The following is a 26,473-nucleotide window of genomic DNA, read 5'->3' as shown; positions in this document are numbered from 1 at the left end:
AAAAGTCTTCATTTGGGGAAAATCTCCAGCAATCGTGGCGCTATCTTTTCCAGTGGGCGAATCTCCACAGCGGCGTCGATGGCCGCAGCCGCCTTCGGCATTCCGTACACTGCACTGCTGTTTTGATCCTGAGCGATGGTCAGGTAGCCCTGTTGGCGCATGAGTTTAAGCCCCTGCGCGCCATCGCGTCCCATGCCGGTGAGCAAAACACCCACGGCATCGCCGTTCCAGTAATTGGCCACGCTCTCGAAGAACACATCGATCGAGGGCCGGTAGATCTCGTTGACCGGTTCGGCGGTGTAGGCCAGCGTGCCGTTTTTCAACAAGCGAATATGGTGGTTGGTGCCCGCCAGCAACACCGAGCCGGCCTGCGGAGGCTCACCTTCCTGGGCCAGGCGCACATTCAGGCCGCTGGCGCTGCTGAGCCATTCGGCCATACCGGCGGCGAACACCTGGTCAACATGCTGCACCAGCACGATGGCGGCCGAAAAATCTTGCGGCAACCCCTTGAGCAATACTTCCAGCGCGGCCGGCCCACCGGCGGATGAGCCAATGGCGATCAGGCGCTGGCGCGAAGCCGAACTGCGCAGCGGGCTCGGGGCGGCTCGCTCCCGATTGCCCCGGTCACCGATCAGCCAACCGATGTTCATGATCTTGCGCAGTAACGGGGCCGCTGCCTCTTTGGCATTGCCGGCACCGATGGCCGGCGTATCGACCACATCCAGCGCTCCGTGGCCCATGGCCTCAAACACCCGATGCACGTTCTGCTCGCGGTCGACCGTAACGATGACAATCGCGCACGGCGTCTCGGCCATGATCCGCCGGGTCGCTTCCACGCCATCCATCACCGGCATGATCAGGTCCATCAGAATCAGGTCCGGGGTATTTTCAGCGCAACGCTGCACCGCCTCGGCCCCATTACTGGCGACCCAGACCACCTCGTGCGCCGGTTCGAATGCCAGGGCGCGGCGCAGGGCCTCCACCGCCATGGGCATGTCGTTGACGATTGCGATTTTCATGCACGCGCTCCTCCAATGAGCTCAACCACTGCATCAAGCAGAGCGTCGTCATGAAAACTGGCTTTGGCTAGATAATAGTCGGCTCCAGCGTCCAGTCCACGGCGACGGTCCTCTTCACGATCCTTGTAAGACACCACCATCACCGGAAGGGATTGCAGGCGATTGTCCCGACGCAATAAAGACACCAGTTCGATGCCATCCATGCGCGGCATATCGATGTCGGTGATCAGCAGATCGAAGTCCTCCGAACGCAAGGCGTTCCAGCCATCCATCCCGTCCACCGCCACCGCCACGTCGTAGCCGCGATTGAGTAACAACTTGCGTTGCAGCTCACGTACCGTCAGCGAATCGTCGACCACCAGAATCCGCTTGCGGGCGGCTTCAACCGCCTGGCTGCCTTGACGGGCAATGCGCTCAAGACGCCCGGTATTGAGCAGTTTGTCCACCGAACGCAGCATGTCTTCGACGTCGACGATCAGCACTACCGAACCATCGTCGAGCAAGGCCCCGGCGGAAATGTCCTGCACCTTGCCCAGACGCTCGTCCAGCGGCAAAACGACCAACGTCCTCTCGCCGATAAAACGCTCGACCGCCACGCCGTAAATCGCCTCGCGTTCGCGAATCACCACCACTTTGAGGGTTTGCTGACTGTTCTGGCTCGCCGGACGCTGCAACAGCTGACTGGCCGCGACCAACCCGACATGCCGGCCTTCGTGCCAGAAATGCTGACGGCCTTCGACCTGGACAATGTCCGCGCGCTCCAGATCGCACATCCGTTCGATGTGAACCAGCGGAAAGGCATACGCCTCCTCACCGACCTCCACCACCAGACTGCGCACCACCGACAGGGTCAGCGGCACTTCGAGATGGAAGTGACTGCCTTCGCCCGCCACCTGCTCCAGCACGACCGCGCCGCGCAGCTGGCGGACCATATGCTGGACCGCATCCAGTCCGACGCCGCGCCCGGAGACTTCAGTGACCGTGTCGCGCAGGCTGAAACCCGGTAGAAACAGGAAGGTCAGCAGCTCTTCCTCACTCAATTGCGCGGCGGTTTCGGCCGGGGACAATTGGCGCTCGATGATGCTGCGGCGGACCTTTTCCAGATCGACGCCATTGCCGTCATCGCTCAGCTCCAGCACCAACAGACCGGCCTGATGGGAGGCGCGCAAACGGATCAGACCTTCGGCGGGTTTGCCCGCCAATAGCCGCTGCTCCGGGGATTCGATGCCGTGATCCACGGCATTGCGCAACAGGTGAGTCAGCGGTGCTTCAAGCTTCTCCAGCACGTCGCGGTCGACCTGGGTTTTATCGCCCTCGATCTCCAGTCGTACCTGTTTGCCGAGGCTGCGACCGAGGTCGCGGACCATGCGCACTTGCCCGGTCAACACATCGGCAAACGGCCGCATGCGGCAGGCCAGCGCGGTGTCGTACAACACTTGCGCCCGTTGACTGGCCTGCCAGGCGAATTCATCCAGTTCGGCGTTCTTTTCCACCAGCAATTGCTGAGACTCGGCCAGTAGCCGACGCGCGTCATTGAGGGCTTCCTGTGCTTCCAGACTCAAGGCATGTTCCTTGAGGTGGACGTTGAGGTTTTCCAGTGCTCGCAGGCCGTTGTTCTGCATACGTTTGAGGCGTTGCATGGTGGCCAGGTGCGGTTTGAGCCGCAGGGTTTCCACCAGGGATTTGCTCGACAGGTCGAGCAGGCTGTTCAAGCGCTCGGCCGTGACGCGCAATACGCGTTCGCCATTTTCGGTGGTGCGTTTAGCTTTGGGCGTTGGCTCGGCGGGCGCTGCCGGGGGGGCTTCGGTGGCGGCCGGCATGGGCGGATCAACCCTGGGCGTCGGCGGTTCCAGCTGAAGTTCTGCCATCGGCGGCGTGATGGGGGCAACCGTCGCCATGTGATCGAGCAGCCGTCCCATCAAGACGACATAAGCTTCAATATCCGCAGGCGCAGGAGCGTTGCCCGGCGTCGCAATCCGCATCAGCAGATCGGTGCCTTGCAACAGTGCATCAATGTGTTCGGGCCGCAGGTACAGGCGCCCTTCCTGGGCGCTGACCAGGTAATCTTCCATCACATGGGCAACGCTGACCCCGGCATCGACCCCGACAATCCGCGCCGCGCCCTTGAGCGAGTGGGCCGCGCGCATGCACGACTCGAGGTAATCGGCCTGGGTCGGATCGCGCTCCAGCGCTAGAAGACCTGCGCTCAGCACCAGCGTCTGGGCCTCGGCTTCCAGACTGAACAGTTCCAGCAAAGAGGCGTCGCGCATTTGCTCGGGGGTCATGTAAGGCTCCGGGTCACGGCGGACAGCAGCTGTTCTTCATCCAGCCACCGCAGGCTGCGACCTTTGAATTGCAACACACCACGGGTGTATTTGGCGCTGGCCTGCGTGCCGGAGCGGGACGCTGCTTCGAGGACGCGTTCGTCGATGGCGTGAATCCCGTCCACTTCATCCACCGGCACCACCACCGGCCCGCCGTGGGCGGCGATGATCAGCATGCGCGGCATGACCCGCGCGCCGGACGCCACGCTGCTGGCGCCGTCGAGCCCGAGCAATTCCACCAGCGACAGGCACGCCACCAACGCGCCGCGTACATTCGCCACGCCGAGCAAGGCCCGGGAGCGTTGGTGCGGCAAGGAATGAATGGCTTGCAGCGGCGCGACTTCCACCAGACTGCGAGTGGCCAGGGCCAGCCACTCTTCACCCAGACGGAACATCAGTAGCGAACGGGTTTTCACCTCGCGCTCGACCGCCGTGGAGACTTGCCCGCGGTCTTCCTGCTGCAACGCGTAGCGGTCGAGCAAGCGCGTCGCCGCGGCCGAATACACCGCGCAATTACGGCAGTGAATGTGATCGCTCAGCAGCGGGCAGGACTTGTCGCCGTGGATACCGATGCGGTTCCAGCAGTCGTCGATGGCCTGGGCATTTTCATGGGTGAGGCTAAAAGTGTCGGCGGCGTTCATCGGTTACGCTCACTGTCAGTGGCGCGCTCACTGCGGGCGGCGCGGTCCTGCAATCGTCTGGCTCCTGCCGTGTCGCCCAAGGATTGCAGCAACGCCGCCAGGTGCATCAACGCGTCGGGATGTTGCGGGTCGAGGTACAACGCTTTGCGATAAAAACCCTGAGCCTCAAGGACTCTGCCGGCGACATCGCTGAGCAAGCCTAGCCAGTAAAAGACCTGAGCCACGGGTTCATGACTGCGCAAATAGCTATCGCACGCGGCGCGGGCCTCGGCACTTTTGCCTTCGTTGGCCAGCGCCGCGATATTCGCCAGCAGCGCGGCAGTGTCCGGGTTGGCGACTTTCGTCACGACAGGCAGCGGCGCCACCGTTGCGAAGGGCCGACTGCGAACGGGCGGCGGTGCCACGCTGCGCACCGGTTGGAGCACGGGCAGAGGCGTCGGAACGAAAGTCGGGAAGGGTTCTGGCTCTGGTGCGCTCTGACGACTGAACGCAAAGGACTGCGGGACGCCGATCGAACGCATGCCGAAACGGCCGAGCAAACTGCCCTCGGCCGGGCCGATAAACAGCACGCCATCCACATGGGTCAGACACTTGAGCACTTCAAACACTTGCTGCTGGGTCGGCTGATCGAAATAGATCAGCAGGTTGCGGCAAAACACGAAGTCATAGGGTGGTTCATTGGCCAGCAACGTCGGATCCAGCAGGTTACCGACCTGCAAACGCACTTGTTCGAACACTCGCCCACTGAGGCGATAGCCCTCTTCGCCTTCGGCGGTGAAATGCCGTTCGCGAAAGGCGATGTCCTGGCCACGGAACGAATTCTTGCCGTACAGCGCGCGCCGGGCTTTTTCCACAGACAACGGGCTGACGTCCATGCCTTCGACCTTGAACTGATGCGGCTGCAACCCGGCATCGAGCAATGCCATGGCGATGGAATACGGTTCTTCACCGGTGGAACATGGCAGGCTGAGAATCCGCAGCGCGCGCATATTGTTGATGTCGCTCAGGCGCTTGGTGGCCAGTTTCGCCAACGTGGCGAAGGATTCCGGGTAACGGAAAAACCAGGTCTCAGGGACAATCACCGCTTCGATCAGCGCCTGCTGCTCGTCTTGCGAACCCTGCAAGGTGTACCAGTACTCATCGACCGTCAGCGCTTTGGACGCCGAGCTGCGCTGACGCACCGCACGCTCGATGATCGCCGGGCCCACCGAGGTCACGTCGAGACCGATGCGCTCTTTGAGGAAATCGAAAAACCGTTGATCGCTGCTCATGGCCACTCCTCAAGCAGCGCAAGGTTCATAGGCTGCGACGGAAACAGCAGCGCGCGAACCTGATCGTCGAGCAAGTCGGCGACCCGCACCCATTGCAGCAAACCCTGGGCATCTTCGCGTACCGGCCCGAGGTACGGCGCCTGGCGATTGTCCAGGCCATAGGGCTGAAAATCCTCCGGGTTGCAGCGCAAGGTATCGGTGGCCTGCTCCAGAATCAGCCCGAGCAATTGCGCCTCAGCGGTTTCATCCGGACGGTAATTGACCAGCACCAGACGCGTGCTGGTGCGGGCCTGGGCCGGTTGGCCGAACGTCAGTGCATTAAGGTCGATCACCGGCACCACCGCGCCGCGATAGGCGAACACCCCGGCGACCCAATCCGGCGCGCGGGGAATCGGTTTCAATGGCAGACACGGCAGCACTTCCGCCACCTCGATGGCCTGCAAGGCATAGCGCTCGTTGCCGATGCGGAACACCAGAAACAATGATTGCAGCGCCGGCTTCACGGCGATGCGTTTGGCCGTGGGTTCGATCATCAGACTTTGAATCGCGAAACGCCACTGCGCAGCCCTACGGCCACCTGGCTCAGTTCGTCGATGGCGAAACTGGCCTGGCGCAGGGACTCGACGGTCTGGCTGCTGGCATCGCCCAACTGCACCAGCGCGTGATTGATCTGCTCCGCGCCCGTGGCCTGGGCCTGCATGCCTTCGTTGACCATCAACACCCGCGGCGCCAGCGCCTGAACCTGGTGGATGATCTGCGACAGCTGCTCGCCGATTTGCTGCACTTCGGACATACCACGACGCACTTCTTCAGAGAACTTGTCCATGCCCATGACCCCGGCCGACACCGCCGACTGGATCTCGCGCACCATCTGCTCGATGTCGTACGTGGCGACGGCGGTCTGGTCCGCCAGACGCCGCACTTCGGTGGCGACCACGGCAAACCCGCGGCCGTATTCACCGGCCTTTTCGGCCTCGATCGCCGCGTTGAGCGACAGCAGATTGGTCTGATCGGCGACCTTGACGATGGTCACCACCACCTGATTGATGTTGCCGGCCTTCTCATTGAGGATCGCCAGTTTGGCGTTGACCAGATCGGCCGCGCCCATCACCGAGTGCATGGTCTCTTCCATCCGCGCCAGCCCTTGCTGCCCGGAACCGGCAAGTACCGAGGCCTGATCGGCGGCGGTGGAGACTTCGATCATCGTGCGCACCAGATCCCGCGAAGTGGCCGCAATCTCACGGGACGTCGCGCCGATCTCGGTGGTGGTGGCGGCGGTTTCGGTGGCGGTCGCTTGCTGTTGCTTGGAGGTGGCGGCGATCTCGGTCACCGAGGTGGTGACCTGCACCGAGGAACGCTGGGCCTGGGACACCAGAGACGTCAGCTCGGTCATCATGTCGTTGAAGCCGGTTTCCACGGCGCCGAATTCGTCCTTGCGCGCCAGGTTCAAGCGGCCGCTCAAATCACCCGTGCGCATGATTTCGAGGATCTGCACGATACGGTTCATGGGCGCCATGATCGCGCGCATCAGCAACAGGCCGCAGAGACCAGCGGCCAAAACCGCCACCAGCAGGGAAATGCCCATGCTGACTTCAGCGGTGAGCACGGCGTCATGGATGTCCACCATGGCCTGATCTGCCCTGGCTTTGTTGTGCTCAAGAATGTCATTTAGTTTCAGACGCCCCGCGGCCCACGTCGGGGTCAGCTGTTCGTTGAACAACTTGATGGCGTCGGCTCGCTGGTTGCGCTGATGCAAGTCGAACACCGCGGCCAGCATCTTGCCGTAATCCTGATGGATTTTTTGGAAAACCGCGAACTCAGCTCTGTCTTCTTCGGTAGTCACAGTGCCGCGATAGTTGTTGATCGCTTCCTGCACTTGCGCTTCATAGTTCTTGAGGTCGGCGACATCTTCGGCACTGATACCCTGCTCTTCCTTCAAACCCAGCATCTCCTCGATGTGGAGGAAGCTGTCGACCCAAGCGCCACGAATCATCGAACTGTAATAGACCCCGGGAAGCGCGTCGTCACGTACGCTGTCTTCGCTGACCTCGATCTTCAACAGCCGGGAATACGAGACGACGACCATCAGCAACATGATGGCGATAATCACCGCAAAGCTCGCCAAAATGCGTTGGCGCAACGTCCAATTCTTCACAGTCAGTCCTCGGGGTGCAGTTGAAATGTTGCGGAGTATAGCTGAGGGCGGTGTTTCATTTGTAAGACGGGTGCGCACCACGTCTCATCCCTGTGAAAATCGCTGAAATACCTGTGCGGCGAGGGGCTGAGTCGTTTCGGAGCGCACTGTTGTGATGCAAAAAAATCGCAGGCTCCGCCAGTGCCTACGGTCGATGTGGGCATTGGCGAAACCTGCGATTTTTTAAGACAACGCTTAAATAGAAGCCTGACGCACCTGCTTCTCCAACTCAGCCTTCAACCCCGGCTCAAGCTTCAGCTGCCGCGCCAGTTCATCGAGGTAGGACTTCTCCATGAAGCTCTCCTCATCCACCAGCATCACACTGGCGATGTACATCTCAGCGGCCATTTCCGGTGTGCTCGCAGCGCGGGCGACGTCGGCCGGGTCCAGCGGTTTGTTCAGTTCGGCGTGCAACCAGTGCTGCAACTCTTGATCGTTATCGAGCTTGGTGAACTCGCCTTCAATCAGCGCACGCTCACGCTCATCGACATGGCCATCAGCTTTAGCGGCGGCCACTAGCGCTTTGAGAATCGCCTGGCTGTGCAGCTCGACTTGCTCTGCCGGCAAACGATCAAGGGTTTGCGGTTCGGTTTTGGGTGCGATGCCTTGCTGAGCCTGCCAGTTGCCATACGCCTTGTAGGCAATCACGCCCAACGCAGCCAGGCCGCCATAAGTCAGGACTTTGCCGCCAACACTGCGCCCTTTCTTGCTGCCCAGCAGCAAGCCCATGGCACCCGCCGCCAACGCCCCGCCGCCTGCGCCCGAAAGCAAACTGCCGAGGCCGCCCGAACCGCCGCTGCCGCCGAGCAATCCGCCCAGGCCACCGCCAGAGGACTTGTTTTGTGAGCCGCCGGCCTTGTTCTGCAACATGTCCTGACCGGACTTGAGTAGCTGATCGAGCAATCCACGCGTGTTCATTTGCCGCCTCCAAAAAGGGGTTAACCGGATCAATAAGGCCACCAGCCTAGATCGAAAGTGCCCGGCATTCGGGGGCGAGAGTGCTTCGAGATGTTGCACAGCGCCGTTCAGCTGACCACGGCCCTTCAGAAAAATGGATATACACTCAAGCAAATCTATAAAAACCGCCCACCGGGGTACTTTCTCCATGATGACCTTGCGTCAAATTCGTCACTTCATCGCCGTGGCCGAGACCGGCTCCATCTCCGCCGCGGCACAAACCGCATTTATTTCCCAATCGACACTGACCCTGGCGATCCAGCAACTGGAGCAGGAAATCGGCGTCGGCCTGTTCAACCGTCACGCCAAGGGCATGACGCTGACTCACCAGGGCCACCAATTCCTGCGCCAGGCGCACCTGATTCTGGCAACGGTGGACAACGCCAAACGCAGCCTGCAACAGAGCACCGATCAGGTCGCCGGTCAGTTGATCATCGGTGTGACCAGCCTGGTGGCCGGTTACTACCTCGCCGATCTACTCACCCGTTTCCAGCGCGCCTACCCCAACGTCGAGATCCGGGTGATGGAGGACGAGCGCCCTTACATCGAGCATTTGCTGGTCAGCGGCGAGATTGATGTTGGCGTGTTGATCCTCTCCAACCTCGAAGACCGCCACGCCTTGCAGACCGAAGTGCTTACCCACTCGCCCCATCGATTATGGCTGCCGGCCCAGCATCCGTTGCTGGAACACGACAGCATCAATCTCGCCGACGTGGCCCGCGAACCGCTGATCCAGCTGAACGTCGATGAAATGGACCGCAATGCACAACGCATGTGGGCGGCGGCTTCGCTGCAACCGCGCATCACCTTGAGAACGGCCTCGACCGAAGCGGTCCGAAGCCTGGTAGCAGCGGGGTTGGGCGTGTCGATCCAGCCAGACATGACTTACCGCCCATGGTCACTGGAAGGCGACATCATCGAAGCGCGCCCGATAGCGGACTTGAGCCAGACGTTGGATGTCGGCCTGGCCTGGCGTCGCGGAACCGCGCGCCCAGCGCTGGTGGACCCGTTCCTGACCGTCGCCCGCGAACAACCCCAGGGCGGGCGCAAGCCATCTATTTAATCGAACGCCACCTTCAGTATTTAGTATTTGTCGACCTCGGGTGCGGCGCCTAGTCTTGGTACATCTATAAGACGGCCGCGCCCCAGTCACAGGGAGCAGCATGGCCACACAAGAAAAGAGAACCCGAAAAATGGCTGGCGCGCAGACCCCGTTGTTCACCGCGTTATTGATCGATGGCGAATTGGTCGCGGGCCAGGGGTTTGTCGAACCGATCCTCAACCCGGCCACCGGGGAAGTGCTGACGCACATTGCCGAAGCCAGCACCGAGCAGGTCGAAGCCGCGATCCTCGCCGCTCACCGCGCCTTTGCCGGTTGGTCGCGGACCACGCCGCAACAACGCTCGAACCTGCTGTTGGACATCGCCAACGCCATCGAAAAACAAGCCGACCTTCTCGCCCGCCTCGAATCGCTGAACTGTGGCAAGCCGTTGCACCTGGCCCGCCAGGATGACTTGAGTGCCACGGTCGATGTGTTCCGCTTTTTCGCCGGTGCCGTGCGTTGCCAGACCGGTCAGCTCAGCGGCGAATACCTGCCGGGTTACACCAGCATGGTCCGCCGCGATCCGATTGGCGTGGTGGCATCGATTGCGCCGTGGAACTATCCGATCATGATGGCCGCGTGGAAAATCGCCCCGGCCCTGGCCGCCGGTAATACGCTGGTGTTCAAGCCGTCCGAACACACCCCGCTGTCGATTCTGGCCCTGGCGCCCGCGCTGGCCGAGATCCTGCCGCGCGGCGTGATCAACATCATTTGCGGTGGCGGTGAAGGCGTCGGCAGTCACTTGGTCAGTCATCCTAAAGTGCGCATGGTGTCGCTGACCGGCGATATCGTCACCGGGCAAAAAATCCTTCAGGCCGCTGCAAAAACCCTGAAGCGCACTCACCTCGAACTCGGCGGCAAGGCCCCGGTGATCGTCTGCAACGATGCCGACATTCAAGCCGTGGTCGAAGGCGTGCGCACTTACGGCTATTACAACGCCGGCCAGGATTGCACCGCGGCCTGCCGCATTTATGCACAGGCCGGGATTCATGATCGCTTGGTGGCCGAACTCGGCGCAGCGGTCAGCAGTTTGCGCTTCGCCGGCAAGCGCGATGCCGACAACGAGATCGGCCCGCTGATCAGCACCCGTCAGCGTGATCGCGTGGCCAGTTTCGTCGAGCGCGCCCTCGGCCAGCCGCACATCGAGCGGGTGACCGGCGCGGCGGTGCACTCCGGTGCCGGCTTCTATTACCAGCCGACGTTGCTGGCCGGTTGCAAGCAGAGCGATGAGATCGTCCAGCGCGAAGTGTTCGGGCCGGTGGTCACCGTGACCCGTTTCGATCAGCTCGAACAAGCCGTGGACTGGGCCAACGACTCGGAATACGGCCTCGCCTCCTCGGTCTGGACCCAGAACCTGGACAAGGCGATGCAGGTCGCGGCGCGCTTGCAGTACGGCTGCACCTGGATCAACAGCCATTTCATGCTGGTCAGCGAAATGCCCCACGGCGGCCTGAAACGTTCGGGCTACGGCAAGGACTTATCCAGCGATTCGCTTCAGGACTACAGCGTGGTGCGGCACATCATGGCCCGCCACGGACAGCATTTGTAAAAGCGCACTACGCTAACAATTAGCCGTAAAGGCATCGGCTTCACCACGTTCAAAACTGCCCCGACCATAATTAAAGAAGAGGGAAACCCCATGTTCGTGCACAAGACCGCACTGCTCAGTGCAATCACCACCGCGCTGCTGGCCAGTGCCAGTATCCAGGCCGCCGAACCGCTGAAAGCCGTCGGTGCCGGCGAAGGTCAGCTGGATATTGTGGCCTGGCCTGGCTACATCGAACGTGGCGAAAGCGACAAGGCCTACGACTGGGTCACCGGCTTCGAAAAGGAAACCGGCTGCAAGGTCAACGTCAAGACTGCCGCCACTTCCGATGAAATGGTCAGCCTGATGTCCAAGGGTGGTTATGACCTGGTGACTGCATCCGGCGATGCGTCCCTGCGGTTGATCGCCGGCAAGCGTGTGCAGCCGATCAACACAGCGTTGATCCCGAACTGGAAGAGCATTGACCCTCGCCTCAACGATGGCCCGTGGTACGTCGTCAACAAGCAAACCTACGGCACCCCGTACCAATGGGGCCCGAACGTGTTGATGTACAACACCAATATCTTCAAGACAGCGCCGGACAGCTGGAGTGTGGTGTTCGAAGAGCAAACCCTGCCGGACGGCAAGTCCAATAAGGGTCGGGTCCAGGCCTACGACGGCCCGATCTACATCGCCGATGCGGCGCTTTATCTCAAGTCGAAACAGCCGGAACTGGGCATCAAAGACCCGTACCAGCTCAACGAAGTGCAATACAAAGCGGCGCTGGACCTGCTGCGCAAACAGCAGCCCTTGATCCACCGCTACTGGCATGACGCAACGGTGCAGATGAGTGACGTCAAAAACGAAGGCGTGGCGGCGTCCAGTTCTTGGGGTTACATGGTCAACGGCCTGATGGCGGACAAGCAGCCGGTTGCCTCGGTGATTCCAAAAGAAGGTGCAACGGGTTGGGCTGACACCACCATGTTGCACGCCGAAGCCAAGCACCCGAACTGCGCCTACAAGTGGATGGACTGGTCGCTGCAACCGAAAGTCCAGGGTGACCTGGCGGCATGGTTCGGTTCGTTGCCGGCGGTTCCGGCGGGGTGCAAGGAGAGCGAATTGCTAGGCGCCGAGGGCTGCAAAACCAACGGCTTCGACCAGTTCGAGAAAATCGCCTTCTGGAAAACTCCGCAAGCTGAAGGCGGCAAGTTCGTGCCGTACAGCCGCTGGACCCAGGACTACATCGCGATCATGGGTGGTCGCTGAGTTCTCAAGAACGACACGGTCGGCTCCCTTTCCCCCCTCTCCTCTGTGGGGCGGTCCGACGTTTCGGGAGGGCTGGGGTGAGGGGTGGTTTTTGACTCCGCCTCGATTCTTGGCAATGGCCGACACCGCGGCCCTCACCCCCCGCCCTCTCCCGGAGGGAGAGGGCGCTAAAGGCGAATCGCGCTCGTTCCAAATGGCGAGGGCGTTAGAAGTCGACCGCGTCGCCGCAACGATTCAGATTTTTCAGAAGTCCAGGCAGGGACCGCTGTGAGGCCCTGGCCTTTTTGGAGCACCGCACCATGACGCTTGCAGTCCAGTTCACCAACGTTTCCCGTCAGTTCGGCGAAGTGAAGGCCGTTGACCGGGTTTCCATCGATATCCAGGACGGCGAGTTCTTTTCCATGCTGGGCCCTTCCGGCTCGGGCAAAACCACCTGTCTGCGCCTGATCGCCGGTTTCGAACAGCCGAGTGCAGGCTCTATCCATATTCACGGCGAAGAAGCCACCGGGCTGCCGCCCTATCAGCGTGACGTGAACACCGTGTTCCAGGATTACGCGCTATTCCCGCACATGAACGTACTCGACAACGTCGCCTACGGTTTGAAAGTCAAAGGCGTCGGCAAAACCGAACGCCAGAAACGCGCCGAAGAAGCCCTCGACATGGTCGCCCTTGGCGGTTACGGCGAGCGTAAACCGGTGCAACTGTCCGGCGGCCAGCGCCAGCGTGTGGCCCTGGCCCGCGCCCTGGTCAATCGTCCGCGCGTGCTGCTCCTCGATGAGCCATTGGGCGCGCTCGATTTAAAACTGCGCGAGCAAATGCAGAGTGAGTTGAAGAAGCTGCAACGCCAGCTCGGCATCACCTTCATCTTCGTCACCCACGACCAGACCGAAGCGCTGTCGATGTCGGATCGCGTGGCGGTGTTCAACAAGGGGCGCATCGAGCAGGTCGACACGCCACGCAATCTCTACATGAAACCGGCTACTACTTTTGTGGCGGAATTCGTCGGCACCTCCAACGTGATTCGCGGCGACCTGGCGAAACAATTGAGCGGCAATCCACAGCCGTTTTCGATTCGCCCGGAACACGTGCGTTTCGCCGAGGGGCCGTTGGCCAGTCATGAAATCGAAGTCAGCGGTTTGCTCCATGACATTCAGTACCAGGGCAGCGCCACGCGTTATGAACTGAAACTGGAGAACGGCCAGACCCTGAACATCAGCCAGGCCAACGTCCAGTGGCTGGACGTCAGCGCGCAACATCAGACCGGGCAACGCATCAGCGCGCGCTGGGCACGGGAAGCGATGATCCCGCTGCACGACAACGCTGTCGGCGGGGTGTGAGATGAACAGCGTGGCGCTCCCTCAAACCCCGGCCGGCGGCTCGCCGTTGCGCAGGTTTTCCAACCTGCTGTATCGCCGGCCGAACTTTTACCTGTCACTGCTGCTGGTGCCGCCGCTGCTGTGGTTCGGCGCGATCTATCTCGGTTCGCTGCTGGTTCTGCTGTGGCAAGGCTTCTACACCTTCGATGACTTTACCATGGCGGTCACGCCCGACCTGACCCTGGCGAACTTCGCTGCGCTGTTCCAGCCGTCGAACTTCGACATCATCCTGCGCACCTTGAGCATGGCCGTCGTCGTCTCGATCGCCAGCGCCATCGTCGCGTTCCCGATCGCCTACTACATGGCGCGCTACACCACCGGCAAAACCAAGGCGTTTTTCTACATCGCGGTGATGATGCCGATGTGGGCCAGTTACATCGTCAAGGCGTATGCCTGGACCTTGCTGCTGGCCAAGGGCGGCGTGGCGCAGTGGTTCGTTCAACACCTGGGGCTTGAGCCGGTTTTGCAGTTCATCCTGGGCATTCCGGGCGTCGGCGGCAGCACCTTGTCGACCTCGCACCTGGGCCGGTTCATGGTGTTCGTCTACATCTGGCTGCCGTTCATGATCCTGCCGATCCAGGCCTCGCTGGAACGTCTGCCGCCGTCCTTGCTGCAAGCCTCGGCCGACCTCGGCGCCAAGCCACGCCAGACCTTCATGCAAGTGACGCTGCCGCTGTCGATTCCGGGCATCGCGGCCGGTTCGATCTTCACCTTTTCGCTGACCCTGGGCGACTTCATCGTGCCGCAACTGGTGGGCCCGCCGGGCTACTTCGTCGGCAGCATGGTGTACGCCCAGCAAGGCGCGATCGGCAACATGCCGATGGCCGCGGCCTTCACGCTGGTGCCGATTGTGTTGATCGCCATTTACCTGACTGTCGTGAAACGACTGGGGGCCTTCGATGCGCTCTGATGCGAAAAAACAAACGCCAGAAACCCACGGCGAGAAAGCCTCGCTCGGGCTGCGCATCGCCGCCTGGGGCGGGTTGGTGTTTCTGCACTTCCCGATCCTGATCATCTTCCTGTACGCCTTCAACACCGAAGACTCGGCGTTCAGCTTTCCGCCAAAGGGCTTCACCTTGAAGTGGATCGGCGTGGCGTTCTCGCGGCCGGATGTGCTGGAAGCGATCAAGCTGTCGCTGCAAATCGCCTCCGTCGCAACGTTGATTGCGCTGGTCCTCGGCACGCTGGCATCGGCGGCGTTGTATCGCCGGGATTTCTTCGGCAAGCAAGGCATCTCGCTGATGCTGATCCTGCCGATTGCCTTGCCGGGGATCATCACCGGTATCGCGTTGCTGGCGACTTTCAAGACGCTGGGGATCGAGCCGGGGATGTTCACCATCATCGTCGGTCACGCGACCTTCTGTGTGGTGATCGTCTACAACAACGTCATCGCCCGCTTGCGTCGCACTTCTCACAGTTTGATCGAGGCTTCGATGGACCTCGGCGCCGACGGCTGGCAGACCTTCCGCTACATCGTCCTGCCGAACCTCGGCTCGGCGTTGCTGGCCGGCGGCATGTTGGCGTTTGCCCTGTCGTTCGACGAAATCATCGTCACCACCTTCACCGCCGGCCATGAACGCACCCTGCCGCTGTGGCTGCTCAACCAGCTCAGCCGCCCACGGGACGTGCCGGTGACCAACGTCGTCGCGATGCTGGTGATGATGGTGACCATGCTGCCGATTCTCGGCGCTTATTACCTGACCCGTGGCGGCGAAAGCGTTGCGGGCAGTGGTGGGAAATAGAGAGTCAAGAACAACGAGATCCGTAGGAGCAAGGCTTGCCCGCGATAGGGCCATTAACCGCGCCGATGCCATCGCGGGCAAGCCTTGCTCCTACGAGAGCCACTATCGCTTGAAGAGGACAAAGCCATGCAAACCAAACTCTTGATCAATGGCCAACTGATCAACGGCGAAGGCCCTGCCCAACCCGTGTTCAACCCGGCCCTCGGTCGTGTGTTGGTGGAAATCAACGAAGCCAGCGAAGCCCAGGTCGATGCCGCCGTGCGTGCCGCCGACAGCGCCTTCGAAGGCTGGTCGCAAACCACGCCGAAAGAACGTTCACTGCTGCTGCTCAAACTCGCCGACGCCATCGAAGCCCACGGCGAAGAACTGGCCAAACTGGAATCAGACAACTGCGGTAAACCTTACAGCGCCGCGCTGAACGACGAGATCCCGGCGATTGCCGACGTGTACCGTTTCTTCGCCGGCGCCAGCCGTTGCATGAGCGGTTCGGCGGGCGGTGAATACCTGCAAGGCCACACCTCGATGATCCGCCGCGACCCGGTCGGCGTGATCGCCTCCATCGCACCGTGGAACTACCCACTGATGATGGTCGCCTGGAAAATCGCTCCGGCCCTCGCGGCGGGTAATACCGTGGTGCTCAAGCCGTCGGAACAAACCCCGTTGACCGCGCTGCGTCTGGCGGAACTGGCGTCGGAGATTTTCCCGGCCGGTGTACTTAACCTAGTGGTCGGTCGTGGTCCTACGGTCGGCAATCCACTGGTCACACACCCGAAAGTGCGCATGGTCTCGTTGACCGGTTCGATTGCCACCGGTTCGAACATCATTTCCAGCACCGCCGACAGCGTCAAACGCATGCACATGGAACTGGGCGGCAAAGCCCCGGTGATCATCTTCGACGACGCCGACATCGATGCGGCCGTGGAAGGCATCCGTACCTTCGGTTTCTACAACGCCGGCCAGGACTGCACCGCCGCCTGCCGCATCTACGCGCAGGAAGGCATCTACGACAAATTTGTCGAGAAGCTCGGCGAAGCGGTCAGCAGCATCAAGTACGGTTTGCAGGATGATCCGTCGACCGAACTGGGCCCGTTGATCACCGCCCAACATCGCGACCGCGTGACCGGTTTTGTCGAGCGTGCCGTGGCGCAGCCGCATATTCGATTGATCACCGGCGGCAAAGCGGTGGAAGGCAATGGATTCTTCTTCGAACCAACGGTGTTGGCCGACGCGCAACAGGACGACGAAATCGTCCGCCGTGAAGTGTTCGGGCCTGTGGTGTCGGTGACCAAATTCGCCGATGAAGCACAGGTGCTGGGCTGGGCCAACGATTCGAACTACGGCCTGGCGTCGTCGGTCTGGACCTCGGACGTCGGGCGTGCGCATCGCTTGTCCGCACGCTTGCAGTACGGCTGCACCTGGGTGAATACGCACTTCATGCTGGTCAGCGAAATGCCTCACGGCGGTCAGAAACTGTCCGGTTATGGCAAGGACATGTCCATGTACGGGCTGGAGGACTACACCGTTGTTCGGCATGTGATGTTCAAGCACTAAAAGCATCGCGAGCAAGCTTTGCTCCTACAGGATTGATGTCGTTCGCATGATTGGTGCACGCCGGATGCGGCGTGGTACATCAACTACGCGATGGTTGCAATCGTGATTGGGTTGGGGCTGGTTTACATGTGGCTTGCCAAGCCGTATGACCATGGGACTGCGCCTGCGGGGGATGCTTGGAAGGTTAGTCGATAAGGGTAATTACCCTGCCCGCAGTGATGCGGGCAGGGTTTGAAGTGTTAGATCGGCAGGGGTTTGGAGAGAATTTCGAATTCGTCCATCAGCAAATGGATTTCGGTGCTGGGGTTGGGGTCGCCGCTGATAGCAACGTCCTCGATAATCTTGGGTGCCAAATCTCTCGCCCTTTGGAAGGGTTCACCTAAAAGTTGTGCGAAATAGTTGGTGTCTTCGCCTTTGTCGTATTTATCCATGCTGGGTTTTTCTCTGAGGCTCTTGGCCACCAAGTCGCCTGGAGAGTGCTTCCCAACCGCTCGAAATGGCTTTCGATTGAAACCGAAGTGCAGAAGCAGCCAAAACTCAAAACAGGGGTACGAAGCGATGACTTTGATTTTCGGATGAGGCCTCGCCAGATTTATCGCTCGTTCAAAACACAGATGTGTATCGCGATCCAATGCACAAAACACCTTGTCGAAGCCTTTCTGGCGGGCTATTGCTGTTTCTACAATGCCGCTTGGGTGTGTGACGCCACAGTGGGCAATTTCCACTTGAGCTTTGGCGCGAAAATGAAATGCAGCCTCCTCCAGATATCGCTTTCCTGACTTGCTGTCTTCACAGAGGATCAACACTTTTGGTTGAGGCTTGAACCGCGGTGCCTTTCGATCAAATAGCCGTATCGAACGCGCCATGATCAACCCCGCCTTATCAGTGGCAACCCGCGATAACGGCCTTCAAAATAACGCTTCTCGACATCCTCCCCTTCCCGTCCTTCAAAGTCGTAAACAGAAAAAAGGCAGGTTGCACCGTTAGCGTCTCTTTCGGTGATCCAGAACTGATCGCGCCGAAGCGCTTTGGCGTTCATTAGATGAGTGTCGTGAGTGGTAAAGATCAGTTGAGTATCCAGCCCACTGTCCAGGTGTTTCTCAATCAAGTCCGCGACTATTGAGGGATGAAGGCTGCTGTCCAACTCATCGACAGAAAGTATCCCGCTACCATCGGCGTGATTGATCATGAACCAGGGCAGCCAGAACCCAATCAGGTTTTTCGTACCGTCGGACTCCTCGGAAAAATCAAACTCCGCACTGCCTAAAAGACTCGTATGCGTCAGGGTTACTTTGTCTTTTTGGGCTGCTGCGAAAAACTCTTTCAGTGTGAGCTTTTTGGTGCGTTGAACAGACTCTGCGTCTTCGGTGTTGAGCCGGATCGCTGACACCGGGATATCCACTTCCTTTAGAAAGTCTCGTAAATCATGTGTGTAATCCGATGCCATCCGAAGAAATCTGATGGACGCTGCTGACAGCCCCATCATGTTGTTCTGCTCAATAACGAGTAGGCCTGTTTGAAACCAGCTAAACGGCCTCCGCAACTGAGTCAACTCTTCGCTACTGTTCGCAACCGCCTGTGAAATAAACAACATCTTGGGGCTCGTCAGACGCCGCCAAGCGTTGTGCACCTCTTTACCGCCCTCAAGGCTTGAGCCAAAAACATAATGCTCTCCCTCATCAACAAAACGACGCGAATACAACAGCGTTTCCTTACCTTTTGGATAGGAAACCAATTGTTCCTCGATAACCCGCTGCGCCGTCATACGCAGAACAAACCGATATCGGACCCCGCGTTGAATGAAGTTGTACTCAAAAGAACTGGGTTCGTTTTGAAGTTGCGGGTCAAAACGAAATGGCGAGACCGGTAGCGGTTCATCATTTGATGTAGGTATCGAAGCGAGCAAACTCCCCATGACCCCCATTGCCCGGATAAGCGAAGATTTACCGGATGCGTTCGGTCCGTAAATCGCCGCCACCTTCAATAAATCAGGCAGTTTTTCTCCATTTACGATGGGTGTGAACACGTTGCGCTTTTTGCTCAAGCGCGGTGTCGCAGCCATGGACAGGGTTTGTTTGTCACGGAAGGAGCGATAATTGGAAACTGAAAATTCGATCAACATGTAGCAAACCTGCAGTTCGTTCCTGAATACGGGAAAAACTATAGGAAAAACCACGGCTGTGACGCTGCTTGACTGCACCTCATGCAAAAACAGGCAATTCCTACAGATCGAACCTTCCAGAAAAGACACTGATTCCTACAACACGCGGCGCCAGAGTAGACTTGGCGCCGCGAGCGCCTTGCAGATAGGCTTCAACCCGTCGCTGCAAAATCAGCGACCCGGGGTCGAAGCCGGTAAATCATCAACATGGCGCATCCGCGCCCCCATAGAAACTGGGGCAACTTTTGCCTTTCAGCTTCGCTTTATGGTGGGCCGTGTGGCGCGGGCCTCTTGGCTTACATGTTGATCGAGAGTCCCGACTTCGAACGCCGCACGGTCCGCCACCCAAATCTGTCGAAGGATTAGTGGCGGCTCCTTTTTCAACATGGAGTCGAAAAAATGCTTACGCACACACCAAATCCGTCTGAAATCCATCCGCATTTCACCCCTACCGTCTTCACCCGCCACAACCGTTTCCTCCACGCTTTCATGCAGGACAATCAAGCCTGGTTCTGCGTTCAGGACCTGGGACGCCTGATGGGCCGTCCGATGGACCAACGCCTCACCCTGAAACTTGATCCGGACCAGCGTCGATACGTCTGGCTGCTCAAGAATGGGAAAGCAGTCGAATCACTGATGGTCAGCGAATCAGGGATGTATGCCCTTCTGGTGCACCATTTCGTCCCGGAAAACCGAAACCTGCGCCAATGGCTGAGCAACGAAGTCATACCTACGCTGCGTGACTCGAAAGCGACATCTGTGGATAACATTCCAAGCCTGAGTTCGTTGCAGTGGGCCGGGATCTCGGTGCCGCTGCTGCATTGGCAGCATCAGGCGTGGATCAAGTGGCGGGATATGCCTGATCTGATGCAGGCACAACGGCCGTTCACGATCGTGGGCACTTGCAGTTGAAGATAGAGTGAAAAAATAAAAAAGGGGCAGACTTCACAGTCCGCCCCTTTTGTTAGCCGTCTCTTCAGAGACTCCACGAATCGCTTTCTCGGCAAATCTATCCGTGACAACACGAAGGGCTCACGCCGGCACTATCAATTCAACCGACGGAAAATAGCTGCGATAGCGCTTGGCATCACGAGTCAGCAACGGCAGCTTTTTCACAGCGGCATGCGCGCCGATGAAAAAATCCGCCAACACGTTACTTTTTCCGCCTCCTACTTTCCGGTAACGAACAAAAGCCTTTCCGGCCAAAAACAAGGCGGGACGCGGGACTTCCCGCATCGCCAAACCGAGCTGTGTAACCGCATCATCCAGCGCTTCAAACGTGGTGAATGTATGGGACAGTTCGGCGTAAATAATTGGATTGATGGCCAATTCATGAATCTGGGATTGAGCACGTAGCTGTTGTATGGACCAGTCAGCCCAGACGGGGTCGTCTTCCAGAACATCAATCAACACATTCGTGTCGACCAATATCATCAGTCCTCACCTCGCAGCAATGCCATCAAATCGTCGGTTCGCCATTTGATATCCGCTTTACCACGCGCCGCCTCAAATCGGTCGAGTGTGGCTGTCTTGTCGGCTTTTGCCTTATGGCTGTGCAGCACCACCTCGCCTTGCGCGTTGACACTAAACTCTATCGCCGAACCTGGTGTCAGGTGCAGTGCGTCGCGAATAGGCTTGGGAATAGTGACCTGCCCTTTGCTGGTCATGGTTGTCGTCATGATGCTCTCCTGGAGTATTACTCTGCCGAGAAACGTAATACTTAGCGTGCAAGTCTGCAACCGCCGCTCATCGTAGTCAGGTTCCTACCGCTCTGTAGGATCTGACCGCGACACTTGTGTCACGGCCAAAGCCTTCTCCTTTTCAAAACCGCGAAACACTCCTCATCGCATCCACCAGGTACCGCATCGCAATCTGGTCGCTTTCCGACAGCTCCCGATAGCGCTCCAACAACTTCATCTCGTCCGAACTGACCCGACGCCTTCGGCGCCCAGTGGTCAGGCAAGGAAGGATTCCCAGCAACTGGGTGATGCCTTGTACTTTCGTCATGGACGATGTCCTTCTATAAGCCCGAGAAAACTTCAAAAACCGCATCGCCCTCTCCTTTTTTTCAGTCGCCGGCCTGAAGGGCAGAAACCGGTCATGACCACAGAATAGAAACTATCCGGGCGCTGAAAAGCGGTTTTTAGAGTAATTAGTCAAAAAAAGCAGAAATGCCCTATAAATCAGAAAGTACTGTCGGAAAACTTAACCGACATTTCTTGTTTCATTGCCGCGAAGCCAAAGTGCTACCAATCATTTTTTCTACACAACCGAACGGTTTAAGCTATTTGTTATCTGTTTAATGTCCGTTGCGTTTGGCCGAAGGCATGTCCGAACCTTTATTTTTTGATCCAGCACGTGCCAGGAACGGCGCGGGATTGTTCACGACAGGTTGAACTTATGCACCGCAGGAATTTGCTCAAAGCATCCATGGCCATCGCGGCCTACACCGGATTATCAGCCACCGGCCTGCTGGCTTCGCGGGCCTGGGCCGGTACCGGCGCGGCGGATGGCGAAGCTCAGGCGTTCGACTTCGAAGCGCTGAAGATCCAGGCCAAGCAGCTCGCCGGCAATCGCTATCAAGACACCAAGCAGGTGTTGCCGCCGACCCTGGCGACCATGACACCGCAGAACTTCAACGCGATCCGCTACGACGGCAACCATTCGCTGTGGAATGACCTCAACGGTCAGTTGGATGTGCAATTTTTCCACGTCGGCATGGGTTTCAAACAACCGGTGCGCATGTACAGCGTCGACCCCAAGACGCGTCAGGCGCGGGAGGTGCATTTCCGCCCGTCCCTGTTCAACTATGAAAAAACTACGGTCGACACCAAGCAGCTCACGGGCGATCTGGGGTTTTCCGGGTTCAAGCTGTTCAAGGCCCCGGAGCTGGACCGGCACGATGTGTTGTCTTTCCTCGGCGCCAGCTATTTCCGTGCGGTCGATGCCTCAGGCCAGTACGGTCTGTCGGCACGCGGCCTGGCGATCGATACCTATGCCAAGAAGCGTGAAGAATTCCCGGATTTCACCAAGTTCTGGTTCGAGACGCCGGACAAGGACAGCACCCGCTTCGTGGTCTACGCCCTGCTGGATTCACCGAGCGCCACCGGTGCTTACCGTTTCGACATCGACTGTCAGGCCAGCCAGGTCGTCATGGGCGTCGATGCCCACATCAATGCGCGCACTGCCATCGAACAACTGGGCATCGCGCCGATGACCAGCATGTTCAGCTGCGGCACCCATGAACGGCGCATGTGCGACACGATTCACCCGCAAATCCACGACTCGGATCGCCTGGCCATGTGGCGCGGCAACGGCGAGTGGATCTGCCGCCCGCTGAACAACCCAGCCACCCTGCAATTCAATGCCTTCGCCGACACCGATCCGAAAGGTTTCGGCCTGGTGCAGACCGATCACGAGTTCGACAGCTATCAAGACACCGTCGACTGGTACAGCAAGCGCCCGAGCCTGTGGGTAGAACCTACGACCGCGTGGGGCGAAGGCTCTATCGATCTGTTGGAAATTCCTACAACCGGCGAAACCCTGGATAACATCGTCGCGTTCTGGACTCCGAAAAAACCGGTCGCGGCCGGCGACTCACTGAACTACGGCTACAAGCTGTACTGGAGCGCACTGCCACCGGTAAGCACGCCGTTGGCGCGAGTCAACGCGACTCGTTCGGGCATGGGCGGCTTCATCGAAGGCTGGGCGCCTGGCGAGCATTACCCGGACGTCTGGGCGCGACGGTTTGCCGTGGACTTCACCGGTGGTGGTCTGGACCGCTTGCCGGAAGGCGCGGGGATTGAGCCGGTAGTCACGTGTTCGAATGGGCAAGTGAAGGATTTCAACGTGCTGGTACTGGATGACATCAAGGGTTACCGCATTACCTTTGACTGGTACCCGACCAATGACAGTGTGGCGCCGGTGGAGCTGCGGTTGTTCATTCGCACCAATGACCGGACGTTGAGTGAAACCTGGTTGTACCAGTACTTCCCGCCTGCACCGGACAAGCGTAAGTACACCTGAGAGTAATTGGGTGTCTGGGCTGGCCCCTTCGCGAGCAAGCTCAGCTCCTACAAGGGTATCGTGTCGAACGAAAATGATGTGTTCGACACGATACCCTTGTAGGAGCTGAGCTTGCTCGCGAAGACGGCCGAACAGGCAACCAACATTCCGGCACAAAAACGCAAAAGCCCCGGTCAATTCGATCGGGGCTTTGGGGTTTTATAGCATCACTCAGTCGCGCAAATCCGACTCATGAATCGGCTGTTCACGATGGGTGGCCCGCTGATACTGCGCCGGCCAGATGGCCTTGCGTCCACCCAGGTCATCGTCGGCATGCAGCGGCCAATACGGATCACGCAGCAGCTCACGGGCGAGAAAGATGATGTCGGCCTGACAGGTGCGCAGAATGTGCTCGGCCTGTGCCGGCTCGGTAATCATTCCTACCGTGCCGGTGGCAATACCTGACTCTTTGCGCACACGTTCGGCGAAACGGGTCTGATACCCGGGACCGGTAGGAATCTCGGCATTCGCCGCCGTACCGCCCGACGAGACGTCAATCAGGTCTACGCCCAACGCGTGGAGGCGTCGCGCCAGCTCCACGGTTTCATCCGGGTTCCAGCCGTCTTCCACCCAATCGGTGGCCGACACCCGCACGAACAGCGGTAGCTCTTCCGGCCACACCGCACGCACCGCTTCGGTGACTTGCAGCACCAGCCGGATGCGGTTCTCGAACGAACCACCATATTGATCACGCCGCTGATTGCTCAGGGGCGAAAGAAACTGATGCAACAGGTAACCGTGGGCGGCGTGTATTTCCACCACTTTGAAACCGGCGGTCAGTGCTCGCTGGGCTGAAGCGACAAACGCCTGAATGACCTCAGCGATCTCGCTTTCATCAAGCTGCTTGGGATGGGTGTGCTGCGGGTCGAAAGCAATCGTCGATGGGCCCACCGGGATCCAGCCACCGTCTTCGGGTTTGACGCTGCCATGTTTGCCGATCCACGGCCGATGAGTGCTGGCCTTGCGCCCGGCGTGAGCCAACTGAATGCCGGCCACAGCGCCTTGAGCTGCAATGAAGCGCGTGATGCGTTGCAACGGTTCGATCTGTTCATCGTTCCACAGACCGAGGTCCTCGGCCGTGATGCGCCCGTCGGCCGTGACCGCCGTGGCTTCGGTAAATACCAGGCCGGCGCCGCCGACAGCGCGGCTGCCGAGGTGGACCAGGTGCCAGTCATTGGCCAGTCCATCAACGCTGGAGTACTGGCACATCGGCGACACCGCAATGCGGTTGAGCAGGGTCAATTGGCGAAGGGTATAGGGTTCAAGCAGCAGACTCATGGGGCACCTCTCGAATCAGTGGGCAGGCTCCAGGGTTCTGTTTGAAAGTCGACGAGTGACAGGAAAAAGGTGCAGCACCCGCCCCCGCGGGCAAAAAATTCGACAAGACGTCACAAGGATAATCAAGCAGTGCTTAGAGACTAGTCGACATCGGGGGATGAGGGAGGGTTCCGGGGATATTTGGCGGCAGGGAGATCGCTATCGCGGGCAAGCCTTGCTCCTACAGACTGCGCACAACCTGTGGGAGCGAGCCTGCTCGCGAAGGGCTTAACGCGGTTCGATGTGGGCAATCATCAACTGCACCGTCTCGTTGCCCCGAAACTCGTTGAGGTCGAGTTTGTAGGCCAATTCCACCCACTTGATGGTCGGATTCGGCCAGATGTCGCGGTCGATTCCGAAGGCAATGCCATCCAGTTTTACCGAACCACATTCACTCTTCAGCACCACTTTGAGGTGGCGCTCGCCGACCACTCGCTGCTCGACCAACTGGAACACGCCGTGGAACAGCGGCTCAGGGAAGTGCTGTCCCCAAGGCCCGGCATGGCGCAGGGCGCGGGCCAGTTCCAGGTGGAATTCCTCGACCGCCAACGTGCCGTCCGACAGCAATCGCCCGGTCAGGTCTTCTTCGCGCAATTGCCTTCGCACTTCAGCGTCAAAGGCTTCGGCGAACAACGGAAAATTCGCTTCCGGCAGCGTCAGGCCGGCGGCCATCGCATGGCCACCGTATTTGCTGATCAGGTTCGGATGCTGCGCCGCCACCACGCTCAACGCGTCGCGAATATGAAACCCCTGAACCGAACGCCCCGAGCCCTTGAGCAAGCCATCGCCAGCATCGGCAAAGGCAATGGTCGGACGGAAATAGCGCTCTTTCATACGCGATGCGAGGATTCCGATGACACCCTGATGCCACTCGGGATCGAACAGGCACAAGCCGAACGGCATCGACTCGACCGGCAAATCCTTCAGTTGAGCCAGCGCTTCACGCTGCATGCCTTGCTCGATGGATTTGCGGTCCTGGTTCATACCGTCGAGTTGAACGGCCATTTCACGCGCCAGACCGGCGTCTTCGGTGAGCAGGCATTCGATGCCCAGGCTCATGTCATCCAGACGCCCCGCCGCGTTCAGACGTGGGCCGACAATGAAACCCAGGTCGGTAGAGGTGATGCGCGCGTGGTCACGCTTGGCGACTTCGAGGATCGCCTTGATCCCCGGCCGCGCGCGCCCGGCGCGAATCCGCTCGAGGCCTTGGTGCACCAGAATCCGGTTGTTGGCATCCAGCGGTACCACGTCGGCGACGCTGCCCAGGGCCACAAGGTCCAGCAACTCGCCGATGTTCGGCTGCGGCTTGCTCTCGTACCAGCCGAGGCTGCGCAAACGCGCACGCAGGGCCATCAGCACATAGAAAATCACCCCGACGCCGGCCAGCGCCTTGCTCGGAAACTCGCAACCTGGCTGGTTGGGATTGACGATGGCATCGGCCAACGGCAACTCGTCACCGGGCAAGTGGTGGTCGGTGACCAGCACCTGGAGCCCGGCCTTTTTCGCCGCCGCCACGCCTTCGACGCTGGAGATACCGTTGTCCACAGTGATCAACAACTGTGGTGTACGGGTCAGCGCCACTTCGACGATTTCCGGCGTCAGGCCGTAGCCGTACTCGAATCGATTCGGCACCAAATAGTCGACGTGCGCCGCGCCCAGCAGGCGCAAGCCCAACATGCCCACCGTACTGGCCGTCGCGCCATCGGCGTCGAAGTCACCGACGATTAGAATCCGCTGACGCTGCTCGAGCGCCGTCACCAGCAAATCCACCGCCGCATCGATGCCTTTGAGTTGCTGGTACGGAATCAACCGCGCCAGGCTCTTGTCCAGTTCAGCCTCGGACAGCACGCCCCGCGCCGCGTACAGACGGGTCAGCAGCGGCGGCAGATCACCGAGGAATGGCAGGGTGTCGGGCAACAGGCGAGGTTCGATGCGCATGGGGTGACAGGTGCTTCTCTTGAA

The 26,473-nt window shown here is 59.5% G+C and carries 23 protein-coding genes; 9 read left to right on the top strand and 14 right to left on the bottom strand.

Annotated elements, in window-relative coordinates; all coding sequences use genetic code 11:
* Nucleotides 1-8: 8 nt before the first annotated feature.
* The 7 genes from cheB to ACYZUA_RS08155 form a co-directional block, all read right to left on the bottom strand.
* Entirely contained in the window at nt 9-1,019 is a 1,011-nt protein-coding gene (gene cheB / locus ACYZUA_RS08185) for a chemotaxis-specific protein-glutamate methyltransferase CheB (RefSeq protein ID WP_461962698.1), read from the bottom strand.
* Nucleotides 1,016-3,304: a response regulator gene (locus ACYZUA_RS08180; protein ID WP_461962697.1), complete on the bottom strand. Its 2,289-nt coding sequence runs from the start codon at nt 3,302-3,304 to the stop codon at nt 1,016-1,018. The genes cheB and ACYZUA_RS08180 overlap by 4 nt, the downstream gene beginning before the upstream one ends.
* Nucleotides 3,301-3,984 (bottom strand): chemotaxis protein CheW, encoded by a 684-nt coding sequence (locus tag ACYZUA_RS08175; protein ID WP_461962696.1) that lies wholly within the window; start codon nt 3,982-3,984, stop codon nt 3,301-3,303. The genes ACYZUA_RS08180 and ACYZUA_RS08175 overlap by 4 nt, the downstream gene beginning before the upstream one ends.
* The gene (locus ACYZUA_RS08170) at nt 3,981-5,255 is read right to left on the bottom strand and encodes a CheR family methyltransferase (RefSeq protein WP_461962695.1); all 1,275 of its coding nucleotides are present in this window, start codon (nt 5,253-5,255) and stop codon (nt 3,981-3,983) included. The genes ACYZUA_RS08175 and ACYZUA_RS08170 overlap by 4 nt, the downstream gene beginning before the upstream one ends.
* Nucleotides 5,252-5,788: a chemotaxis protein CheW gene (locus ACYZUA_RS08165; protein WP_461962694.1), complete on the bottom strand. Its 537-nt coding sequence runs from the start codon at nt 5,786-5,788 to the stop codon at nt 5,252-5,254. Before ACYZUA_RS08165 ends, ACYZUA_RS08170 begins: the two co-directional genes overlap by 4 nt.
* Nucleotides 5,788-7,410 (bottom strand): methyl-accepting chemotaxis protein, encoded by a 1,623-nt coding sequence (locus tag ACYZUA_RS08160; RefSeq protein ID WP_461962693.1) that lies wholly within the window; start codon nt 7,408-7,410, stop codon nt 5,788-5,790. The genes ACYZUA_RS08165 and ACYZUA_RS08160 overlap by 1 nt, the downstream gene beginning before the upstream one ends.
* A 234-nt stretch (nt 7,411-7,644) precedes the next feature.
* Nucleotides 7,645-8,367, bottom strand: a complete 723-nt coding sequence (locus ACYZUA_RS08155; protein ID WP_283183162.1) for a tellurite resistance TerB family protein — start codon at nt 8,365-8,367, stop codon at nt 7,645-7,647.
* Nucleotides 8,368-8,554: 187 nt separating this feature from the next.
* Between ACYZUA_RS08155 and ACYZUA_RS08150 the strand changes: the two genes are divergently transcribed.
* The 7 genes from ACYZUA_RS08150 to ACYZUA_RS08120 all read left to right on the top strand — a co-directional run bounded on the left by ACYZUA_RS08150 (nt 8,555) and on the right by ACYZUA_RS08120 (nt 16,968).
* On the top strand, nt 8,555-9,469 hold the full coding sequence (locus tag ACYZUA_RS08150; protein ID WP_461962692.1) for a LysR family transcriptional regulator: 915 nt from the start codon (nt 8,555-8,557) through the stop codon (nt 9,467-9,469).
* Nucleotides 9,470-9,599: 130 nt separating this feature from the next.
* Complete coding sequence (locus tag ACYZUA_RS08145) at nt 9,600-11,057, top strand: gamma-aminobutyraldehyde dehydrogenase (protein ID WP_150655387.1); 1,458 nt, start codon at nt 9,600-9,602, stop codon at nt 11,055-11,057.
* 90 nt (nt 11,058-11,147) lie between these two features.
* The gene (ydcS, locus tag ACYZUA_RS08140) at nt 11,148-12,299 is read left to right on the top strand and encodes a putative ABC transporter substrate-binding protein YdcS (protein ID WP_461962691.1); all 1,152 of its coding nucleotides are present in this window, start codon (nt 11,148-11,150) and stop codon (nt 12,297-12,299) included.
* Nucleotides 12,300-12,598: 299 nt separating this feature from the next.
* Nucleotides 12,599-13,636: an ABC transporter ATP-binding protein gene (locus tag ACYZUA_RS08135; protein WP_461962690.1), complete on the top strand. Its 1,038-nt coding sequence runs from the start codon at nt 12,599-12,601 to the stop codon at nt 13,634-13,636.
* A 1-nt stretch (nt 13,637) separates the two neighbouring features.
* Complete coding sequence (locus ACYZUA_RS08130) at nt 13,638-14,585, top strand: ABC transporter permease (RefSeq protein ID WP_223429733.1); 948 nt, start codon at nt 13,638-13,640, stop codon at nt 14,583-14,585.
* Entirely contained in the window at nt 14,575-15,417 is an 843-nt protein-coding gene (locus ACYZUA_RS08125) for an ABC transporter permease (protein ID WP_461962689.1), read from the top strand. The genes ACYZUA_RS08130 and ACYZUA_RS08125 overlap by 11 nt, the downstream gene beginning before the upstream one ends.
* A gap of 126 nt (nt 15,418-15,543) precedes the next feature.
* Nucleotides 15,544-16,968 carry a gamma-aminobutyraldehyde dehydrogenase gene (locus ACYZUA_RS08120; protein ID WP_461962688.1) on the top strand — a complete coding sequence of 475 codons (1,425 nt, stop codon included), beginning with the start codon at nt 15,544-15,546 and terminating at the stop codon, nt 16,966-16,968.
* A gap of 239 nt (nt 16,969-17,207) precedes the next feature.
* Here the strand turns inward: ACYZUA_RS08120 and ACYZUA_RS08115 are convergent, their stop codons facing one another.
* Both ACYZUA_RS08115 and ACYZUA_RS08110 read right to left on the bottom strand, forming a co-directional pair.
* A complete protein-coding gene (locus ACYZUA_RS08115) occupies nt 17,208-17,834 on the bottom strand; it encodes an RloB family protein (RefSeq protein WP_461962687.1) in 627 nt (208 codons plus the stop codon).
* 2 nt (nt 17,835-17,836) lie between these two features.
* Nucleotides 17,837-19,090 carry an AAA family ATPase gene (locus ACYZUA_RS08110; RefSeq protein ID WP_095132341.1) on the bottom strand — a complete coding sequence of 418 codons (1,254 nt, stop codon included), beginning with the start codon at nt 19,088-19,090 and terminating at the stop codon, nt 17,837-17,839.
* A gap of 438 nt (nt 19,091-19,528) precedes the next feature.
* Here ACYZUA_RS08110 and ACYZUA_RS08105 point away from each other — a divergent pair, with 438 nt between their 5' ends.
* The gene (locus ACYZUA_RS08105; protein WP_461962686.1) at nt 19,529-20,041 is read left to right on the top strand and encodes a BRO-N domain-containing protein; all 513 of its coding nucleotides are present in this window, start codon (nt 19,529-19,531) and stop codon (nt 20,039-20,041) included.
* Between the two features lie 120 nt (nt 20,042-20,161).
* Here ACYZUA_RS08105 and ACYZUA_RS08100 read toward each other — a convergent pair whose 3' ends face one another.
* The 3 genes from ACYZUA_RS08100 to ACYZUA_RS08090 form a co-directional block, all read right to left on the bottom strand.
* Complete coding sequence (locus tag ACYZUA_RS08100; RefSeq protein ID WP_140677731.1) at nt 20,162-20,563, bottom strand: type II toxin-antitoxin system VapC family toxin; 402 nt, start codon at nt 20,561-20,563, stop codon at nt 20,162-20,164.
* Nucleotides 20,563-20,808, bottom strand: coding sequence for an AbrB/MazE/SpoVT family DNA-binding domain-containing protein (locus ACYZUA_RS08095; protein WP_461962685.1), 246 nt, complete (start codon nt 20,806-20,808; stop codon nt 20,563-20,565). The genes ACYZUA_RS08100 and ACYZUA_RS08095 overlap by 1 nt, the downstream gene beginning before the upstream one ends.
* A 142-nt stretch (nt 20,809-20,950) precedes the next feature.
* Nucleotides 20,951-21,136: a hypothetical protein gene (locus ACYZUA_RS08090; RefSeq protein WP_309675727.1), complete on the bottom strand. Its 186-nt coding sequence runs from the start codon at nt 21,134-21,136 to the stop codon at nt 20,951-20,953.
* A 393-nt stretch (nt 21,137-21,529) separates the two neighbouring features.
* Here ACYZUA_RS08090 and ACYZUA_RS08085 point away from each other — a divergent pair, with 393 nt between their 5' ends.
* Complete coding sequence (locus ACYZUA_RS08085) at nt 21,530-23,155, top strand: glucan biosynthesis protein D (protein WP_461962684.1); 1,626 nt, start codon at nt 21,530-21,532, stop codon at nt 23,153-23,155.
* Nucleotides 23,156-23,365: 210 nt separating this feature from the next.
* Here the strand turns inward: ACYZUA_RS08085 and ACYZUA_RS08080 are convergent, their stop codons facing one another.
* Complete coding sequence (locus ACYZUA_RS08080) at nt 23,366-24,472, bottom strand: NADH:flavin oxidoreductase/NADH oxidase (protein WP_461962683.1); 1,107 nt, start codon at nt 24,470-24,472, stop codon at nt 23,366-23,368.
* 267 nt (nt 24,473-24,739) lie between these two features.
* Complete coding sequence (gene recJ, locus ACYZUA_RS08075; RefSeq protein WP_461962682.1) at nt 24,740-26,449, bottom strand: single-stranded-DNA-specific exonuclease RecJ; 1,710 nt, start codon at nt 26,447-26,449, stop codon at nt 24,740-24,742.
* Between the last annotated feature and the right edge of the window lie 24 nt (nt 26,450-26,473).

The organism is Pseudomonas sp. LS2P72 (assembly GCF_054897865.1).
Note: the sequence above shows the minus strand (reverse complement) of the source record. Positions and strands in the feature narration are given on the sequence as shown.

Excerpts from the sequence above, each read along its gene's own strand:
- cheB (WP_461962698.1), bottom strand. The coding sequence starts at position 1,019 with ATGAAAATCGCAATCGTCAACGACATGCCCATGGCGGTGGAGGCCCTG.
- ACYZUA_RS08180 (WP_461962697.1), bottom strand. The coding sequence starts at position 3,304 with ATGACCCCCGAGCAAATGCGCGACGCCTCTTTGCTGGAACTGTTCAGT.
- ACYZUA_RS08175 (WP_461962696.1), bottom strand. The coding sequence starts at position 3,984 with ATGAACGCCGCCGACACTTTTAGCCTCACCCATGAAAATGCCCAGGCC.
- ACYZUA_RS08170 (WP_461962695.1), bottom strand. The coding sequence starts at position 5,255 with ATGAGCAGCGATCAACGGTTTTTCGATTTCCTCAAAGAGCGCATCGGT.
- ACYZUA_RS08165 (WP_461962694.1), bottom strand. The coding sequence starts at position 5,788 with ATGATCGAACCCACGGCCAAACGCATCGCCGTGAAGCCGGCGCTGCAA.
- ACYZUA_RS08155 (WP_283183162.1), bottom strand. The coding sequence starts at position 8,367 with ATGAACACGCGTGGATTGCTCGATCAGCTACTCAAGTCCGGTCAGGAC.
- ACYZUA_RS08150 (WP_461962692.1), top strand. The coding sequence starts at position 8,555 with ATGATGACCTTGCGTCAAATTCGTCACTTCATCGCCGTGGCCGAGACC.
- ACYZUA_RS08145 (WP_150655387.1), top strand. The coding sequence starts at position 9,600 with ATGGCTGGCGCGCAGACCCCGTTGTTCACCGCGTTATTGATCGATGGC.
- ydcS (WP_461962691.1), top strand. The coding sequence starts at position 11,148 with ATGTTCGTGCACAAGACCGCACTGCTCAGTGCAATCACCACCGCGCTG.
- ACYZUA_RS08135 (WP_461962690.1), top strand. The coding sequence starts at position 12,599 with ATGACGCTTGCAGTCCAGTTCACCAACGTTTCCCGTCAGTTCGGCGAA.
- ACYZUA_RS08130 (WP_223429733.1), top strand. The coding sequence starts at position 13,638 with ATGAACAGCGTGGCGCTCCCTCAAACCCCGGCCGGCGGCTCGCCGTTG.
- ACYZUA_RS08125 (WP_461962689.1), top strand. The coding sequence starts at position 14,575 with ATGCGCTCTGATGCGAAAAAACAAACGCCAGAAACCCACGGCGAGAAA.
- ACYZUA_RS08120 (WP_461962688.1), top strand. The coding sequence starts at position 15,544 with ATGCAAACCAAACTCTTGATCAATGGCCAACTGATCAACGGCGAAGGC.
- ACYZUA_RS08115 (WP_461962687.1), bottom strand. The coding sequence starts at position 17,834 with ATGGCGCGTTCGATACGGCTATTTGATCGAAAGGCACCGCGGTTCAAG.
- ACYZUA_RS08110 (WP_095132341.1), bottom strand. The coding sequence starts at position 19,090 with ATGTTGATCGAATTTTCAGTTTCCAATTATCGCTCCTTCCGTGACAAA.
- ACYZUA_RS08105 (WP_461962686.1), top strand. The coding sequence starts at position 19,529 with ATGCTTACGCACACACCAAATCCGTCTGAAATCCATCCGCATTTCACC.
- ACYZUA_RS08100 (WP_140677731.1), bottom strand. The coding sequence starts at position 20,563 with ATGATATTGGTCGACACGAATGTGTTGATTGATGTTCTGGAAGACGAC.
- ACYZUA_RS08095 (WP_461962685.1), bottom strand. The coding sequence starts at position 20,808 with ATGACGACAACCATGACCAGCAAAGGGCAGGTCACTATTCCCAAGCCT.
- ACYZUA_RS08090 (WP_309675727.1), bottom strand. The coding sequence starts at position 21,136 with ATGACGAAAGTACAAGGCATCACCCAGTTGCTGGGAATCCTTCCTTGC.
- ACYZUA_RS08085 (WP_461962684.1), top strand. The coding sequence starts at position 21,530 with ATGCACCGCAGGAATTTGCTCAAAGCATCCATGGCCATCGCGGCCTAC.
- ACYZUA_RS08080 (WP_461962683.1), bottom strand. The coding sequence starts at position 24,472 with ATGAGTCTGCTGCTTGAACCCTATACCCTTCGCCAATTGACCCTGCTC.
- recJ (WP_461962682.1), bottom strand. The coding sequence starts at position 26,449 with ATGCGCATCGAACCTCGCCTGTTGCCCGACACCCTGCCATTCCTCGGT.